15 protein-coding genes, 1 tRNA gene and 1 pseudogene are annotated in these 16,222 nt (G+C 61.3%); 9 read left to right on the top strand and 8 right to left on the bottom strand.

Features of this window, described 5'->3' with window-relative positions; genetic code table 11:
• The first annotated feature begins 16 nt into the window (after nt 1–16).
• Both der and AC0L39_RS04000 read left to right on the top strand, forming a co-directional pair.
• Nucleotides 17–1,441 (top strand): ribosome biogenesis GTPase Der, encoded by a 1,425-nt coding sequence (der, locus tag AC0L39_RS04005; protein ID WP_473262264.1) that lies wholly within the window; start codon nt 17–19, stop codon nt 1,439–1,441.
• A complete protein-coding gene (locus tag AC0L39_RS04000) occupies nt 1,441–1,914 on the top strand; it encodes a DUF2721 domain-containing protein (RefSeq protein ID WP_473260923.1) in 474 nt (157 codons plus the stop codon). Before der ends, AC0L39_RS04000 begins: the two co-directional genes overlap by 1 nt.
• A 58-nt stretch (nt 1,915–1,972) precedes the next feature.
• Here AC0L39_RS04000 and AC0L39_RS03995 read toward each other — a convergent pair whose 3' ends face one another.
• From AC0L39_RS03995 to AC0L39_RS03970, 6 genes and pseudogenes are all read right to left on the bottom strand, one after another.
• Entirely contained in the window at nt 1,973–2,437 is a 465-nt protein-coding gene (locus AC0L39_RS03995) for a hypothetical protein (protein WP_473260922.1), read from the bottom strand.
• A 236-nt stretch (nt 2,438–2,673) separates the two neighbouring features.
• Nucleotides 2,674–3,179 (bottom strand): annotated as a pseudogene (gene bfr / locus AC0L39_RS03990) (bacterioferritin).
• A gap of 162 nt (nt 3,180–3,341) precedes the next feature.
• A complete protein-coding gene (locus AC0L39_RS03985) occupies nt 3,342–3,533 on the bottom strand; it encodes a (2Fe-2S)-binding protein (RefSeq protein ID WP_473260920.1) in 192 nt (63 codons plus the stop codon).
• 103 nt (nt 3,534–3,636) lie between these two features.
• The gene (locus AC0L39_RS03980; protein WP_473260918.1) at nt 3,637–4,341 is read right to left on the bottom strand and encodes a DUF418 domain-containing protein; all 705 of its coding nucleotides are present in this window, start codon (nt 4,339–4,341) and stop codon (nt 3,637–3,639) included.
• Nucleotides 4,334–4,933 (bottom strand): DUF418 domain-containing protein, encoded by a 600-nt coding sequence (locus AC0L39_RS03975; protein WP_473260916.1) that lies wholly within the window; start codon nt 4,931–4,933, stop codon nt 4,334–4,336. Before AC0L39_RS03975 ends, AC0L39_RS03980 begins: the two co-directional genes overlap by 8 nt.
• Nucleotides 4,934–5,007: 74 nt before the next feature.
• Entirely contained in the window at nt 5,008–6,012 is a 1,005-nt protein-coding gene (locus AC0L39_RS03970) for an SPOR domain-containing protein (protein WP_473260914.1), read from the bottom strand.
• Between the two features lie 262 nt (nt 6,013–6,274).
• Here AC0L39_RS03970 and AC0L39_RS03965 point away from each other — a divergent pair, with 262 nt between their 5' ends.
• Genes AC0L39_RS03965 through AC0L39_RS03955 form a run of 3 tightly spaced genes read left to right on the top strand, consistent with a single transcriptional unit; the run spans nt 6,275 to nt 9,015 of the window.
• Nucleotides 6,275–6,997 carry an AAA family ATPase gene (locus AC0L39_RS03965; protein WP_473260912.1) on the top strand — a complete coding sequence of 241 codons (723 nt, stop codon included), beginning with the start codon at nt 6,275–6,277 and terminating at the stop codon, nt 6,995–6,997.
• Nucleotides 6,998–7,012: 15 nt separating this feature from the next.
• Nucleotides 7,013–7,600, top strand: coding sequence for a type II toxin-antitoxin system HicB family antitoxin (locus AC0L39_RS03960; RefSeq protein ID WP_473260910.1), 588 nt, complete (start codon nt 7,013–7,015; stop codon nt 7,598–7,600).
• Between the two features lie 47 nt (nt 7,601–7,647).
• The gene (locus AC0L39_RS03955; RefSeq protein WP_473260908.1) at nt 7,648–9,015 is read left to right on the top strand and encodes an SPOR domain-containing protein; all 1,368 of its coding nucleotides are present in this window, start codon (nt 7,648–7,650) and stop codon (nt 9,013–9,015) included.
• Between the two features lie 64 nt (nt 9,016–9,079).
• On the opposite strand, the gene AC0L39_RS03950 is transcribed toward AC0L39_RS03955, so the two are convergent.
• Together AC0L39_RS03950 and AC0L39_RS03945 are read right to left on the bottom strand one after the other, a co-directional pair.
• Nucleotides 9,080–10,309, bottom strand: coding sequence for a dihydroorotase (locus AC0L39_RS03950; RefSeq protein ID WP_473260906.1), 1,230 nt, complete (start codon nt 10,307–10,309; stop codon nt 9,080–9,082).
• Entirely contained in the window at nt 10,306–11,322 is a 1,017-nt protein-coding gene (locus tag AC0L39_RS03945; RefSeq protein WP_473260904.1) for an aspartate carbamoyltransferase catalytic subunit, read from the bottom strand. The genes AC0L39_RS03950 and AC0L39_RS03945 overlap by 4 nt, the downstream gene beginning before the upstream one ends.
• Nucleotides 11,323–11,467: 145 nt before the next feature.
• On the opposite strand from AC0L39_RS03945, the gene sppA reads away from it, so the two are divergent.
• The 4 genes from sppA (at nt 11,468) to AC0L39_RS03925 (ending at nt 16,080) form a co-directional block, all read left to right on the top strand.
• Nucleotides 11,468–13,354, top strand: a complete 1,887-nt coding sequence (gene sppA / locus AC0L39_RS03940) for a signal peptide peptidase SppA (protein ID WP_473260903.1) — start codon at nt 11,468–11,470, stop codon at nt 13,352–13,354.
• A gap of 88 nt (nt 13,355–13,442) precedes the next feature.
• Nucleotides 13,443–13,517 (top strand) — tRNA-Val (locus AC0L39_RS03935).
• Between the two features lie 603 nt (nt 13,518–14,120).
• Nucleotides 14,121–14,870 (top strand): HNH endonuclease, encoded by a 750-nt coding sequence (locus tag AC0L39_RS03930; protein WP_473260901.1) that lies wholly within the window; start codon nt 14,121–14,123, stop codon nt 14,868–14,870.
• Nucleotides 14,860–16,080 (top strand): DNA cytosine methyltransferase, encoded by a 1,221-nt coding sequence (locus AC0L39_RS03925; RefSeq protein ID WP_473260899.1) that lies wholly within the window; start codon nt 14,860–14,862, stop codon nt 16,078–16,080. Before AC0L39_RS03930 ends, AC0L39_RS03925 begins: the two co-directional genes overlap by 11 nt.
• Nucleotides 16,081–16,222 lie beyond the last annotated feature (142 nt).

Genomic DNA, 16,222 nt, shown 5'->3' with positions numbered 1-16,222 from the left:
CACTTGCATGGGCGAAATGAAACCTCAGGTCATCATCATCGGGCGCCCCAATGTGGGCAAGTCGACGCTGTTCAACCGGCTCGTGGGCAAAAAGCTCGCGCTCGTCGATGACCAGCCGGGCGTTACGCGCGATCGCCGCATGGGCGACGCAGAGATTGCAGGGCTACAATTCACCGTCGTCGATACCGCCGGGTGGGAGGACGAGGACGATTATTCGCTCCCCGACCGGATGCGCAAACAGACCGAGGCCAGCCTCGAAGGCGCGGATGCGGCGATGTTCGTCGTCGATGCCCGCGCCGGACTGACCCCGCTCGACAATGAAATCGCCCGCTACCTGCGCGAATATGACGTGCCGATCGTGCTGGTCGCGAACAAGGTCGAGGGCGCTTCCGGCGAATCCGGAGTGCTGGAAAGCTATTCCCTTGGGCTAGGCGAGCCGGTCCCAGTCTCTGCCGAACACGGCGAAGGCATTGCCGACCTGTTCAGCGCGCTTTGGCCGGTCATCGGTGAAAAGGCCGACGCTGCCGAAGCTGCTGCCGAGATTGCCGACCAGGAAGACGAAGACGAGGAAGCGCCGCTTGGCCCGCTCAAACTCGCCATTGTCGGACGGCCAAACGCCGGTAAATCGACGCTGATCAACCGGCTTCTCGGTGAAGACCGGCTGCTGACCGGCCCGGAAGCCGGGATCACACGCGATTCCATTGCGATCGACTGGCACTGGGACGATCCCAAATCCGGCGAGACGCGCGAGATCCGCCTGATCGACACTGCCGGTATGCGCAAGAAGCGCAATGTCACCGAAAAGCTCGAAAAGCTCTCGGTCGCCGATGCCCGGCGCGCTGTCGATTTTGCCGAGGTCGTGGTGTTGCTGCTCGATGCGACGCAGGGTCTTGAGCATCAGGATCTCAAGATCGCGAGCATGGTCCTTGAAGAAGGGCGAGCGCTGATGATCGCGATCAACAAGTGGGATATCGCAGAAGACGCGAGCGGGCTGTTCAACGGCATCCGCGCCGCACTCGACGATGGACTGGCGCAGGTGCGCGGCCTGCCGCTGTTCGCTGTCAGTGCGAAGACCGGCAAAGGGCTCGACGCGATGCTCAGCGCGGCCTTTGACCTGCGCGAAAGCTGGTCGAAGCGCGTGCCGACCGCCGCGCTCAACCGCTGGTTCGACGATGCGCTCGATGCCAACCCGCCGCCTGCGCCCGGTGGTCGCCGGATCAAGCTGCGCTACATCACGCAGGCGAGCACCCGCCCACCGCGCTTCGTGGTGTTCGGTACACGGCTCGACGATCTGCCCAAGAGCTATGAACGCTATCTCGTCAACGGCATCCGCGCGAAGCTCGGCTTCGATGCCGTGCCGGTACGCGTGACGCTCAAGAGCCCGAAGAACCCCTACAACGCCAATAAAGGCGGTGGGGGCAATTACAGCGGGGAGCGGTGATGCTGGACCTGTTCGCAGCCTCCGACATCGCCGCCGAATTGCTCCAGCGTACATCGAGCACGCTCGCCGTCCAGCAGGCGCTGCAATCGAGCCTCGCACCTGCATTCCTGCTCGTCGGTATCGGCAGCATCATGAACGTGATGATGGCGCGTCTGACTTGGGTCGCCGGACGGATCGAGCGCCTCGAGGCGCAGGACGAGGGTGATCGCGGGCCAAACCATACGGAGGAAGTCGACTGGCTGTGCAAGAGGCGCGCTCTGGCGCGCCGGGCCATCATGTTGTCGTCTGCCGGTGCGGTAATCATCAGCGTGGTGATCGCACTGCTGTTCGTATCGACTTACGTCAGCGCCAGGATCGGAACCGTCATCGCCGTAATGTGGGTGCTTACCATCACATTCCTGATTGCGGCGCTGATCGTGTTCCTGCGCGAGACGCAGCTTGCGGCGGGCGGTCCGCGGAAAGCCAAGACATAGAAAAACGGCGGAGCCTCGCAGCCCCGCCCTTTCCTGAAACAGTCCGTTTCGATTGCGCTTACTTCAGCATTTCGACTTCACGAAGTGCGTAAGTGCCCTGAATCTTGCGGATTTTGTTGTAGAGTTCGAGCACGGTCGTGTTGCCCTGATCGATGTTGGCTTTGCCATACGCATCGAGGAACGCCATGTAGCGCTCCTTGCTTGGGCCGACGGATGCGGTGTCGGGGTAGACCACGATCAGCACCATGTTGAAGTGGTTCTCGCCATAAGGGACGCCGTAGATTGCGAAATCCTTGATGTGGCCCAGATCTTTCTGGATCTGATTGGCTGCCACCCATGTACTCTGCAGCCCTTCGAGATAGGTCTCGAATTGTCCCTCATCCACTTTGACGAGAGTCATTTCGACGACTTCGTCGGACGGCGCGTAGTCCTCGTAGACTTCGATATCGGCGAGCGCCGGTGTGGACATGGCGAGAGTGGCCGCAGCGATGCTGCCGGCGATGGTCTTGACAAGTTTGCTCATTAAAAGCTCCAAAGTTCGAAAGGTGCGACCCAATCGAATTGGAAGGCGTACGATCTCGTGATTGAGATGCGATGTGTTGTGATTTACCCCCGTATCACGCTCCCTGGACACATTGCTGCGCCCATCGCTGACGGGTGTCAAATATAGAGTTAATGGTCTTGTATGGATACGACATTTAGCAAAAGGGCGGAGCCACCCGGCCCCGCCCTTCGTGCGCTCTATTCGCCAGCTTGCGGCTATTTGCCGCCTGCGTTCGTCTCACCTTCACCGGTACCGGATGGCTTTGCAGCTGCACGTAGTTTTGCAGCCCCATCCGCTCGATCATGTCGAACTGGGTTTCGAGGAAGTCGACATGCTCTTCCTCATTGGCGAGGATGTCCTCGAAAATCTGCTCGGAGGTATAATCCTTCACGCTCTTGGCGTGTTCGGCGGCATCGCGCAGCAACGGAATCGCTTCTTCTTCGAGCGCGAGGTCGGCCTTGAGGATCTCCTCCACCGTTTCGCCAACTTTCAGCTGGTGGATCGCTTGGAAATTGGGCAGCGCCTCAAGGAAAAGAATGCGCTCGGCCAGCCGGTCCGCATGCTGCATTTCTTCAATGCTTTCGTGGCGTTCGTATTCGGCCAGCTTGGTCACGCCCCAATCGGCCAGCACACGGTAGTGCAACCAGTACTGGTTGATCGCGGTCAGCTCGTTGGTGAGAGCCTTGTTGAGATATTCGATGACTTTTGCATCGCCCTTCATGGCGGTGTTTCCCTTCGCAGAATGCCGCATGGATGTGCGGACAGTGTGATGAACTCGCGCTGTTGTATATGCGCGCTCTCATCCCATTCAGCAAGGGACGGGCGAAAAAATATCGTTATGATTCAGGTATTTGAGAGCCGTTCGCAGTAGCGCTGCGCTTATTTAGACTGCGAGTTTCTCGCAAGAAGCAAGCGCGCGTTCCTGGTCGATAATTTCGCCAGCCTTATTAAGGCATTGGCCGCAATTGGGCCGTTTACCGAGCGTCGCGTATGTCGCCTCGGCGTCGCCGCCATGGCCCAGGGCCGCCGTGCGAAGGTCGGTTTCGCGGATCGCGTTGCAAATGCAGATATACATAAGGCTAAAGAATCACTCCTGCGAAGCGTTTGCAAAGCCAAGATATGCGAATTATTCTCAATAGCAAGGAGGTTTTTGCAGATTACCCCCAAGCGCCCGCGCCTCACCTGCGCAACGCAAATATCCTGCCGTAGGTCAAACAGCGCCACAGCCACTCGAGCGGGCCATAGCGATACCGGTCCAGCCACGGCTTCGACCACAGCAGCATCAGCGCCCATGCTATCGCCGTGACCAGATATAGCATCGGGCGGTTGAACTCACCGAACAGACCCAGGCCCCATCCTTGAAATAACGCGATCATGACGATCGATGTGCCAAGGTAATTGGTGAAAGCCGCACGTCCGGCAGCGCGCACCCTCTCAGACAGCCAACCGGTCCAGGCCGGAGAATATTCTACCATCAGCGCGGCTAGGCCAAGAACCATCATCAATTGAGGAATGGGGCTCCATCCAATGAAGGCAGCCTGCATTACGTAAAACCCGAAGTCGGCGCTTTTCAGGACCAGGCCAAGGGCGAAGGTCAGAAGACCGCCCACGATCAGCCCGGCCCAGCCCCACTGTCGCATCTTGCTGGACGAGAAGCCGCCACTGAAAAAACCGTATCGGTAGAGCGCGACACCCAGCAACATCAGCGGCAAGGACTCCATCCCAACGAAGAATACGTTGGCAATCGGGTCGACCCAGTGCTCACTGAACCGGTGGGCGATCAATCCTGCGAAATCGCCTGTTTCTTTTAGCGTTGTCTCAATCTCGCCGTCAGCCATGGCAGCTTCCTTGGCCGCGATCATGTTGGTCCGGGTTTCAGACATCGCGGCCTGATCGCCAAACGAGGTTTCCGCGTACCGCATAGGAATAGGTCAGCATCGCTGCGTACAGGAGTGCGCCAACGAAATATGCAAGCAAGCCAACAAGTAACTGCGTTTTCGCGCTCCATTTCAAGCAGAGCACGACCACGAAACCGATCAGCGCGTAGTAAAGCAGGATATCGCCCATCCAGATGACGAAGAAGTGGATAAGGCCAAACGCCAGCAATACGGCCAACCGCCACATCTGGCGCCACCGTGTCCCGCCTCGCGCCCAGGTCCGCTCCATGAACAAGTAGAGCCCCGCACCAAAAAGCAACGTAAACAGTCCGCGCATCTTGTTATCGATGATGACAAACTGCGCGATCAGCAGCCAATCCGAGACCGGCCCGTGCTCGGTCAGGAATGCGTCAGGATACATATAGGCCTGGAACGGCTGGCCGAATGCGACGATGTTTGCCGCCAAAATACCCATGACCGCTATTCCGCGAATGAAATCGAGGGTGGAGATGCGTTCGCTGGAAGTGACTGGCGCGGGCGCGGCCTCCGCGCTGTATATTGGTTCGTCGGCAATTTGCGACTGCACAGCTTCGTTCATTGATCGTCCCCACATGATCCCGGCTGCCGTTTCTAACAGCGCGCCGCGTGAGGGAAAGCGCTATATTCTCGCGCCTATTTGCGCGTGACGAGACAGTCTTGTCCTTGCCGCTTCAGCGAAGCACAGGCCGAGCGCGCATCGGCGCGGGTCAAATATCCATCTGCGAGCAGCCGCGTAACCCTGCCCGATGGCAGCAGCAATCTGCGTGTTCCGGCAAGCGCGGGATTGTCCGACAGCTTGGCCCACAGGCGCTCGGCATTGCCCTCGACGCCAAACGCACCCAGTTGAACGCGCCATTCACCGGTTTTCTTTGCGGGCGGTTCAGGAGGCCGGGACTGTGCCTGGACCAGAGCTTGGACTGGAGGCTCGCTGGCTTGCGGAACCGGAATTGCCGCCACTTCTGCGGCAGCGGGAACGGCCGCAGCTGGAACAGCCGAACGCGCGCCCAGATCGGCGGCGGCAAGCTGGACCGCACGGCGCTGCGTGGCTCCCGCTTCCATCTGGCGAGCCAGCGATTGCGCCGCTGCGCGCTGAGGCTCGGGAACATACTGGTCCATTTGCTCAAGTGCACCAGCCGCCTGAGGCAAGCCCGCGGACTGCGCGAGCGTGACATACGCATAGGCGCGCACCCAGTCCTTGTCGGCGTAATCCGCGTTGAAGTGCGCAAGGCCCATTATGTATTGCGCGCGCGGGTCGCCGCGTTGGGCTGCGGCGCGAATGTAGGGCATGGCTGCCTGCTGATCGCCCTGCTGGAAAAGCAGCAGACCGTAATTGTCCGCAGCTTTCAGATGGCCGCTATTTGCCGCCTGCGCGTAAAGCGCCTTTGCCCGCTCCATATCGGCGGCCACGCCGCGACCGAGGCGATAGGCTTGCGCCATGTTGAACAAGGCATCGGGATCGCCCGCCTGCGCTGGAGCTTGCCATTCGCTCACCGCGCGGTCGTAATCGCCTGCGCTCCAGGCATCGACGCCGTCTTTGACATCGGCAATGGCCGGGCTGGCCCAAGCGAAGCAGGCCGCCAGTCCGGCTGCGATCAGGCCTCTTTCAATGCGGGACGCATGGTTCAGACTATGTGCCATCTCGAAGTGCACTCCTGCAATTGCGGCCAGCGATGCGGCCAACCTTAAGCCCTTGAGCAACTGGGCGATCAAATCCGTCGGCCATATATTTAGATAACGCCGGTTAGGATTTCGTTGCCCAGTTGCGGCGCACCCCCGGCGGCCACGATTCGGCCAATCCAATGCCGCCCGCGTTAACCCAAAATTAGGGGTAGTCTGCGATCCCATAGTCACTCAGCCGCAATCGTGCGGCATCAACGGTCTTAAATAGGGGGACCTGGCGTTGCGTGTACTTGCTTTGGCATCGCAGAAAGGCGGATCTGGGAAAACAACCCTGTCCGGACATCTGGCCGTACAGGCTCAGCGCGCTGGCGCTGGCCCGGTCGTACTCATCGATATCGATCCGCAAGGTTCGCTGGCCGATTGGTGGAATGAGCGTGAGGCGGAATATCCCGCTTTTGCCCAGACCACAGTTTCGCGCCTCGCAAACGATCTTGCGGTTCTGCGTCAGCAGGGCTTCAAACTGGCAGTGATCGACACTCCACCAGCGATCACCATGGCTATTCAGTCGGTGATCGGTGTAGCCGAGCTTATCGTGGTTCCAACGCGGCCCAGCCCGCACGATCTTCGCGCCGTGGGCGCAACTGTCGATCTGTGCGAACGCGCTGGCAAGCCGCTGGTGTTTGTCGTCAACGCGGCAACCCCGAAAGCCAAGATTACATCGGAAGCCGCCGTCGCGCTGTCACAGCACGGCACCGTCGCCCCGATCACACTTCACCACCGCACCGATTTTGCTGCTTCGATGATCGATGGCCGCACGGTGATGGAAGTCGAGCCCGAAGGTCGCAGTGCAGCGGAAATAACCGCGCTTTGGAAATACATTTCGGACCGTCTTGAAAAGAACTTCCGCCGGACGGTGTTTGCTGCCGCGCCGGGAGGTGGTCAGGCACAGCAGGCTGGCGCAGGACGCGCTGCCGGTGGCTTTGGCCGCCGGGTGGCCCAGTAACAGGCTGGCCGCGCGATGTCCGAAGCCAGCTTCGCCTCGCTGAATCCAGCTCTGCTCGCCCGCAAGGGCGGCGCAAAGCCTGCCATGCGTCCGCAACTTGCGCCGATGCCGCAGGATCCCGCCGCCATGGCCGCGCTCGCCGACGAACAGCTCGAGGATCTCGGCTGGAACGACATGGGCCAAGATGACGGCGACCAGCCCGTCCTGAGTGCGCCTGACGCAGGGGCCGACGTCGTGCCCATTACACCCAAGGCCGCCAATGAGGACGTTCCTCTAATCAGCAGCCCGGTTGTCCGTCGCCAGCAGAAAGACCTGTCGGATCGCGTGCTCGCCAATGCGGCGATGGACGCGGCTGCGGACGACACGCCGGTCAAGCGCGTCGCAAAGAAGACTGCGCGCACCAAGAAAGCGAAATCCTCCGGCAAGACCGGCAAGCGCGCTGCCTTCACGCTGCGCCTCGACGCCGACCGCCATCTGAAACTTCGCCTCGCATCGACGATGCAGGGGATCAGCGCGCAGGCGCTGGTGACCGAAGCGCTCGACTCAATGTTCGAGCAATTCGCAGAACTCGACGCGCTCGCCGAGCGCATGAAACCGAATTGACGCCAACTGCCAGTCAAATGAGCAATACAGGACAGGGGACTAAACCAATGGCCGGGACAATCGATCACAGCACCGCAGGCTCCATGAGCGCGCCAAAGCTTGGCCTGATCATGACGACGGCGCTCGCGAGCTTCGCGCTCACGGGTTGCACCGGCTCGGTAGCCGCACCAGCTGAGACGTCTTTTGCCAAAGCGCAAGTCGCGCTTGAAAAGGGTCAGGTGGCCAAGGCCATCACCCACGCTGAAGCGGCTGTTCTTGCCGAGCCGCGCAATTCGAGCTTTCGCGCCATGCTCGGTGCGGCCTATCTCGAGGCGGGCCGGTTCGAATCGGCCGCGACCAGCTTTAGCGATGCGCTCGAACTGGGCGACCAGGATCCGCGCACCGTGCTCAGCTATGCGCTGGCGAAAACCGCCACGGGCGATCACGCTGATGCCCTCGCGATGCTTGGTGAATGGGAAGGCGCAATCGACCCAGCCGATCTCGGCCTGGCATTGGCGCTCGCCGGAGAGCCGGAGCGCGGCGTCCACGTGCTGACGAATACGCTTCGCGGCGGCCAGAACTCCGCAAAGGTTCGCCAAAACCTCGCCTACACTTACGCACTCGCAGGAAACTGGCGCGCAGCCCGCGTCATGGCTGCAGAAGACGTGCCGGCAGACCAGCTCGATGCGCGCCTGTCCGATTGGGCAGCGAACGTAAAGCCGGAGGATTACCAGGTCCGCGTCGCCGGTCTCCTGAACGTCCGTCCGGTCAGCGATGGCGGCCAGCCGACCTATCTCGCACTTTCCAATTTCCCGAGCCAGCAGGTCATGGTGGCAGAAGCCGCTGCGCAGGCTCCGATCGAAACCGCTGAGCCGAGCGAAGCCGAACGCCTCGCATTCGGCGAAACCGAAGCGCCTGCACCGGCAACCGTCGAAGCGAAGCCTGCAGCGGTCAAGGTTGCCGCGGCGCCCGCTCCTGAAGCGAAGCCGGAAACGCGCTACATTTCCAAGCCTGTCATCCAGAAGGTGCCGGTGAGGACTGCAGGCAAGGCTGCTCCCAAGAGGGCAGCCAAAGCCGCTCCGGCGCGCGTCGCAAAGCCGTCCTCGCAGCGCCGCATGGCGGTTGCGACCGGCAAGGCTGCGACCCACCTCGTCCAGCTTGGCAGCTTCGACAGCCGCGCTGTTGCCGAAGGCAAGTGGGCCGAGTTCAAGAAAAAATTCCCGCAACTCAGGAGCCACGACGTGGTCATCACCGAAGCTGTGGTGAACGGAAACACCTATTTCCGCCTTGCAGCAGCCGGTTTCGGCCAGTCGACCGCAAGCAAGATGTGCTCCGCCGTGAAATCCACGGGCCGCGGCTGCTTTGCTTACGCCGCCTCAAGCCCGCCCGCAGGCGCGGTGGACCGCGGTGTGCGAATTGCGGCGCGCGCGCGTTAATCCGGACTTACTGGTTTGAGCAAATTGACCCTCGGAGCGAAAGCTCCGGGGGTATTTTGTGCGGTCAGACCTCGACCCCGCCCTTGATCAGGCGGATCACCCGGCCCTGAGCCCCTTGACGGTCGAACGGCGTGTTGTCCGCTGTCGCTTCCATTTTCGTGCGATCGACGAACCACGGCGCATCGGGATCGATTATGGCGATGTCACCCTCAAATCCGATGGTGAGAGCACCCGCCTGAACGCCAAGCAGCGACGCCGGATTGGCCGCAAGCAGTTCAAATGCCCGCGCCATATCGATCACTTCGTCGCGCACCAGCCCGAGCGTCATGGCGAGCAGCGTTTCTGCTCCGGCCATGCCCGGCTCGGCATCGGCAAACGGAAGGCGTTTGCCCTCAGGACCTCGCGGATCGTGGCCGCTCGAAATGACGTCGACGACACCGTCCCCGATTGCAGCAAGCGCGGCCTGCCGATCGGCTTCGCTGCGCAGCGGAGGGGAAAACCGGGTGAAGGTACGAAAATCGGCGGTCGCAAGGTCGGACAGCATGAAATGGGCAGGCGTAATGCCGCAGGTGACTTTCACTCCGCGCGCCTTTGCCTCGCGCACCAGCTCGAACCCGCGCGCGGTCGTGACCTGCCGGAAATGCAGCCGCGCATCGCTCATCTCGGCGAGCGCAATGTCGCGCGCGATTGCCAGCGCCTCGGCCTCTGCAGGGGCACTTGGCAAGCCCAGCCGGGTCGCAATCGCGCCTGCGGTGGTCGCTGCTTCGCCTGCGAGCGCGGCGTCCTCGGGATGGGCGACCACCACCAGGTCGAGCATGGCTGCGTATTGCAACAGGCGCAGCATCGTTCCGCTATCGGCGATCCAGCGCCGCCCTGTCGCCGCCCCGCGCGCGCCGGCGTCCTTCATCAGCGCGATCTCGGCCAGCTCCCGCCCTTCAAGCGCGCGCGTTGCAGCGGCGAGCGGATGGACCCAGAGGTCGGGCTTGCCGCTCTTGGCGATGTAGTTGATGCGGCTGGGATAATCGAGCGGCGGCGACTGATCTGGCATCAGCGCTGCGCGAGTGATCCCGCCAAAATGAAAAGCAGGCTTGTCGACCGAAAACACGCCGAGATCGACCAGGCCGGGTGCAACCAGCTTGCCGTTTGCGTCGATCACCTCGTCTCCGTCCTGCGGCAAGGTGTCTGCGCCAAGCGCAGCGATCAGTCCATTATCGAGGCGGATCGCTCCCTCGATCATGCCGCCGGGAGTAACCAGCCTGCCGCCGGTTATCGTGAGCGCGCGCGCCTGTTTCATGCCCAGCCCTCCACACCGCGCGCCGAACGCGTCAGGATGTCGAGGCGCGCCATGCGAATCGCAACGCCCATCTCGACCTGCTGGGTGATGATCGAGCGGTCGAGCATGTCGGCGACCTCGCTATCGATCTCGACCCCGCGGTTCATCGGGCCGGGATGCATCACGATGGCGCCGTCTGCCCCGTGTTCGAGGCGCGCCTTGGTGAGGCCATAGAGGTGGTGGTATTCACGCGCCGAGGGGATGAATTGCCCCGCCATCCTCTCAGACTGAAGCCGCAGCATCATCACCACGTCCGTCCCGGAGAGCGCTGCATCAAAATTATAGAACGGCTCCACGCCAAGCGCTTCGATCCCGGCGGGCATCAACGCGGGCGGCGCGCAAACCCGCACGCTCGCGCCCAGCGCTTGCAGGCACAGGATGTTCGAGCGCGCGACCCGGCTGTGCAGGATGTCTCCGCAGATCGTGATCGTCAGCCCGGTCAGATCCTCGCCGCTATCGCCGCGCTCGCGCAGCTTGTGCCGCAGGGCCAGCGCGTCGAGCAAAGCCTGCGTCGGATGCTCGTGGCTGCCATCGCCTGCATTGAGAACCGGGCAATCGACCTTGTCCGCGATCAGCTGCGTCGCCCCGCTCGATCCATGCCGAATGACGATCGCATCGGCGCGCATCGCGTTTAGCGTGATCGCGGTGTCGATCAACGTCTCACCCTTTTTCACCGAGCTTTGCGCGGCATGCATGTTGACGACATCCGCGCCCAGCCGCTTGCCCGCGATCTCGAAGCTGAGCAAAGTGCGGGTGGAGTTTTCGAAGAAAGCGTTGATGATCGTCAGCCCGCCCAGCAATCCGGCATGCTTGGCGCTCTGGCGATTGAGTGTGACCCATTGTTCAGCTTGGTCGAGCAAATACAGGATTTCGTGCCGCTCAAGCTGGCCGATGCCGGTCAGATCGCGGTGAGGAAAAGCGAGACGCCCCGCTGGAAAGCGGTCATGCGCCGTGGAAGTTTCCGATCCTGTCATTAAAGCAACGCCCTTAGTCGAGCGATGTCCACTGCTCAACCCATTGCTTGCGTGCTTCTCAATGGATTTAGCGGGAAACCGTGCCTACTTATAGGGAAAGCGGGGGCGCTTGTAGCCCGGTAGCGCGAACAAGGACGCACAACACATGGCATTTGTCGGCAAAGTCTGGAAATTTCTGGTCGGAGTGAAGGACGGTCTGGTCCTGACCTTCATGTTGCTGTTCTTCCTCGCGCTGTTCAGCCTGCTGTCGGCTGCCCCCAATCCCGGTCAGGTCCGCGAAGGCGCGCTCTACATCGATCTGTCGGGCTATGTCGTCGAAGAGCGCTCTGCGGTCGATCCATTTGCCGCGCTGCTCGCCGGTGAAGCTCCGCCGATGGAGCACCAGGCGCGCGATCTGGTGCGCGCGCTCGATGCAGCGGCGAGCGATGACCGGGTGAAAGCGGTCGTGATGGACCTCACCACCTTCATCGGCGGCGGGCAGGTACATTTGCAGGAAGTGGGCGAGGCGATGGACCGCGTTCGCAAGGCGGACAAGCCGGTCTTTACCTACGCGCTCGGTTATGGCGACGATCACATGCACCTTGCCGCGCGCGCATCCGAAGTGTGGGCCGACCCGCTGGGCGGCGCGGTGATCGCCGGACCGGGCGGCAGCAACCTCTATTACGCCGACCTGCTCGACCGGCTGAACGTCAACGCGCGCATTTACCGCGTCGGGACATTCAAGGCAACGGTAGAGCCTTATTCGCGCAATTCCATGTCCGACGAAGCGCGCGAAAACATCTCGGCACTTTATGGAGCGCTGTGGGAGGAATGGCAGGCCAATGTCAAAAAGGCCCGCCCGGAAATCGACCTTGACCGGGTCACCACCGACCCCGTTGCTTGGGTCGAGGAAAGCCAGGGAGACCTTGCAAAGGCGGCTTTGGCCGCAGGGCTCGTCGACAAGCTTGGCGACACGGTCGAATTCGGCAACCGGGTCGCCGAGGTCGCTGGCGCTGACGATTGGGACGAAAGCCCGGGGACCTATGCCAAAAGCGAGCTGCTCCCCTATCTTGCGGACACAGCGCCATCCAAGAGTGGCAAGGCCATCGGCGTCGTGACCGTGGCAGGCACGATCGTCGACGGTGAGGCAGGCCCTGGCACAGCAGGCGGGACGCGGATCGCGGACCTGCTCGATGACGCGCTGGACGATGATCTGGCGGCGCTGGTTGTCCGCGTGAATTCACCCGGAGGCTCCGTCACGGCTTCGGAGGAAATTCGCCGCGCAATCGAACGTTACCGCGCGAAAGGCATTCCGGTCGCTGTATCCTTTGCCAATGTTGCGGCCAGCGGCGGATATTGGGTGGCGACATCGGGCGACCGCATCTTCGCCCAGCCCGAGACCATCACGGGTTCGATTGGCGTATTCGCGGTGCTTCCGACTTTCGAGAACGCAGCTGAGGAGATCGGCGTCAACGCCGATGGCTTCCGCACCACACCGCTATCGGGTCAGCCGGACCTGATCGCTGGGCTGACACCCGAGGTCGACGCCATCCTGCAGGCGACGGTCACCGACACATACAGCGACTTCCTCGAACGGGTCAGCACCGCGCGCAGCAAGACCCCGGCGCAGATCGACACGATTGCGCAGGGCCGCGTCTGGGATGGCGGCTCGGCCCGGCAGCTTGGCCTTGTCGATCAGTTCGGCGGGCTCGACGATGCGCTGGCATGGGCTGCAACGCAGGCGGGTATCGAAGACGATGGTTGGCGCGCTCGCTTTCTCGGAGCGCAGGCGGCCAATTACGATTCGCTCATTCGCCAGCTGCTCGCAGGCTCATCTGCTCCCACACAGCAGGCGCGCGGCGCGGACCTGTTTTCGCGGGCAGCGCTCAATCGTGACATTGCGCTATCGCGCCTGCTGGCAGACGCAGAAAGACTGGCCGGATCGCGCGGCATCCAGGCCTATTGCCTTGAATGTCCTGCCGAGGCTGCTCCAGTGCGCACAAAAAACGCGGCGGGTCTGGTCGAGCTGTTTCAGGCCCTGCTCGCCAAGTAACGCCGGAGGGCCAGCCCTCGGCGCTTGCAAAGCTGAAAGCTCCGCAGTAAACGCGCGCCCCTGCCCTTGCCTCCGAGGCAAATCCGGCGGGCGCGTAGCTCAGTGGTAGAGCACACCCTTCACACGGGTGGGGTCGCAAGTTCAATCCTTGCCGCGCCCACCATAAATCAAGCACTTAGCTGTCTATTTTCCCGCTACCCCGCTCGGGGGTAGCCTCAGGGGTAGTCTCGAGATTTTTTCTACTCGGGATAGCAAGGGACCCCTAATCCACAGATACAGAAGCATTTCCCGGGCCGTTCGCTGGCATCCAAGATAGCTGACCGCTACCGTCCACGCTCACTCGTAGGCGGAGCAATCATGTGGCACTGGGATCAAGGTAGGCTCGACTATTTCCAGTTCGATGCGCTCCGCAAGATCGCGAAATTTGCGACCAAAGCGGACATTAAGTCCGCGCTCAATGCCGATCTAGTTGCTGCGGTTGGCCTACCCTTCTCCCCCAACACGCCGGGATACGAGAGGCCGTGGCGCAACTATCAGCGGGTATTCAAACTCAGCTTAATCGCGTTCGACGACAACGGAACAGGCCGCCCAACAGCGCTCGCGAAACTCCTCGCAGACGACGGCAAGGTCACAAGCGACGAGTATTTCCATTTTCTAGCGGAGGCGACGACAGACCCTTCGCCTGCCTTACAGGGCTGGGATGCTACCGCCGAAATGCGCTTCCCACTACTGTTCAGCCTCAAATACGTTTTGGCTCGAGCGGTACGTGGGGGAACAGTCAACGGCCTTTGGCAAGATCATCGACGCATTTGCGGGCTCCGGCTTTGTCGGAGACGAGGACCAAACGGCGTTTCTTGGCATTATCGACAACACCTACCCCGTCATAGGGAACAAGCGCCAAGCAATCGAAAGCCTCCGCAGGGTACTGGCGCAAGTCTCCTATCTAAGCTCCACGGCTAACACGCTCTCAGTCTCGCTCGACAAGAGCGACGCGAAAGACGTGTTCGAGGAGCTCGATCCGGTCGGAGGGCCGCGAGAGGCAGACGGCAATAAGGAGATCGCTCGACTTGCCGCCCTATTCCCCTCGGCGACGGCCGATCTTCATCTCGATTACAGCAACACGGTGGTCAGCGATGCAGTCGAGGCGGGATTTGCCGAAGGCAACCGGGTCGAGCGGACGCACCTCAAGATCGAGCGGAACTCAAAGTTGCGAGAAGCCTTCTTCGAGGCACACCCTTCCGCCACTTGCGATTTCTGTCAAAAAGACACGTCAGACGAATATCCGTGGGTAGATCGGGTCCTCGACATACATCACGTGTTGCCACTTTGTTCCGGAACGCGTACGACGAAGAAGGGGACCGCTCTCGACGACCTTGTGGCTAACTGTCCGTCGTGTCACCGAGCGGTCCACAGATACTACGGGCAATGGCTCAAAGCCCAAGGGAAGAAGGACTTCTCCGACGCTGCCGAGGCACGGAAAGTCTACGAGGAGGCGAAAGCAAAGTATGCTGGCTAGGAACTTAGCAAACGAATTGGCAGCCCTCTCGTACGAGGAGCAGAGGCGGCTAATCGCCAAGGCCGTCGAGAAGGACGCCGATCTATACGAACTCCTCGAGAGGGAAGGCTACGCTCTCCACGACCTCAGCTATTCGAACAGTCGTTCCCGGGTGTGGGATGGTGGGCGTCCGGTCGATCTTCAATCGTTCGAGAAGGTAGGCAAAGGCATTCCTGTCGTCAGTTTCTTTACCGGTTGCGGAGGTATGGATCTGGGTCTCGAGGCATTGGGGTTCGAAAACGTGGCTGCTTTCGAGCACAACGAGATATTCTGTCGCACGTTGCGCAAAAACCGACCGCAGTGGAACGTGTTTGGCCCGCCATTCCACGATGGCGATGTTTCAAAGGTCGAAGATGTTATTGCGGCGTTAGAGCCGCTCATCGACCGGCCGTTCAAAGGTCTGTTCGTCGGTGGCCCTCCTTGTCAGCCATTCTCAATCGCAGCCAATCAGCGCTTCGCTAAGTGGGGGGACAACTTCAAGCGCGTCGGCTTCGATCACGCGAAGAACGGAAACCTGTTGTTCGATTTTGTGGCTCTCATAAAGGAATTCAGACCAGCAGCCTTCTTAATCGAGAATGTGCCCGGGCTCCGAGACATCGACGGGGGCGAACAACTTTCGGTTGCAATCGCACAACTCGAGGAGGCCGGTTACACCGTAGCCGAGCCGTCCGTTTTCGAGGCGGCGGACTATGGCGTCCCGCAGTATCGTCAGCGGATGTTCGTTGTCGGTTCGCGGACCGGCGGCCAGTTCGTGGTACCCGAGGCTCAAGATCATATCGGCAGCGGGAGTGTTCTCGAGATACCCCCCGGACACAACATCGCAAACCACGAGACCCGGAAACATAAGGCGGGATCGCTCCAGCGGTATATGGTCCTCGACTATGGGCAAAGAGATCAACTCGGTCGCGTCGATAGGCTCGATCCGACGAGACCTTCGAAGACAGTCATAGCAGGCGGCACGAATGGTGGCGGACGATCACACCTCCATCCGGAGGTCCCTCGCACTCTTTCCGTCCGCGAATGCGCTCGCCTACAGACCTTCCCAGACGATTACGTGTTTGTCGGTCCCACAGCTCGTCAATTTACCCAAGTGGGCAACGCCGTCCCTCCGGTGCTGGCCGCGACTGTCGGCACCGCGTTGGTCAAGGCCTTCTTCGACCAAGACGACTAAATCGCATACGGGCTCAGGTCGTGCGTCCGGCACGGGTGGCACATCCGATTGTGCGGACCCTCGCTCTCGAAGGTCTTGCCGCAACGCAGGCACTTCCGGTCCTGCGTCGGGATCGGCTCGCCCTCGAGGTCGCGCATATTGC

Source organism: Erythrobacter sp. K21-9, assembly GCF_055808355.1.
This window is presented reverse-complemented; position numbering and strand designations above follow the sequence as displayed.

Bases quoted from the DNA above. Each gene is read 5' to 3' on its own strand.
- AC0L39_RS04000 (WP_473260923.1), top strand. From the start codon at position 1,441: ATGCTGGACCTGTTCGCAGCCTCCGACATCGCCGCCGAATTGCTCCAG.
- AC0L39_RS03980 (WP_473260918.1), bottom strand. From the start codon at position 4,341: ATGTCTGAAACCCGGACCAACATGATCGCGGCCAAGGAAGCTGCCATG.
- AC0L39_RS03945 (WP_473260904.1), bottom strand. From the start codon at position 11,322: ATGACAGGATCGGAAACTTCCACGGCGCATGACCGCTTTCCAGCGGGG.
- AC0L39_RS03995 (WP_473260922.1), bottom strand. From the start codon at position 2,437: ATGAGCAAACTTGTCAAGACCATCGCCGGCAGCATCGCTGCGGCCACT.
- sppA (WP_473260903.1), top strand. From the start codon at position 11,468: ATGGCATTTGTCGGCAAAGTCTGGAAATTTCTGGTCGGAGTGAAGGAC.
- AC0L39_RS03985 (WP_473260920.1), bottom strand. From the start codon at position 3,533: ATGTATATCTGCATTTGCAACGCGATCCGCGAAACCGACCTTCGCACG.
- AC0L39_RS03975 (WP_473260916.1), bottom strand. From the start codon at position 4,933: ATGAACGAAGCTGTGCAGTCGCAAATTGCCGACGAACCAATATACAGC.
- der (WP_473262264.1), top strand. From the start codon at position 17: ATGAAACCTCAGGTCATCATCATCGGGCGCCCCAATGTGGGCAAGTCG.
- AC0L39_RS03960 (WP_473260910.1), top strand. From the start codon at position 7,013: ATGTCCGAAGCCAGCTTCGCCTCGCTGAATCCAGCTCTGCTCGCCCGC.
- AC0L39_RS03955 (WP_473260908.1), top strand. From the start codon at position 7,648: ATGGCCGGGACAATCGATCACAGCACCGCAGGCTCCATGAGCGCGCCA.
- AC0L39_RS03950 (WP_473260906.1), bottom strand. From the start codon at position 10,309: ATGAAACAGGCGCGCGCGCTCACGATAACCGGCGGCAGGCTGGTTACT.
- AC0L39_RS03925 (WP_473260899.1), top strand. From the start codon at position 14,860: ATGCTGGCTAGGAACTTAGCAAACGAATTGGCAGCCCTCTCGTACGAG.
- AC0L39_RS03970 (WP_473260914.1), bottom strand. From the start codon at position 6,012: ATGGCACATAGTCTGAACCATGCGTCCCGCATTGAAAGAGGCCTGATC.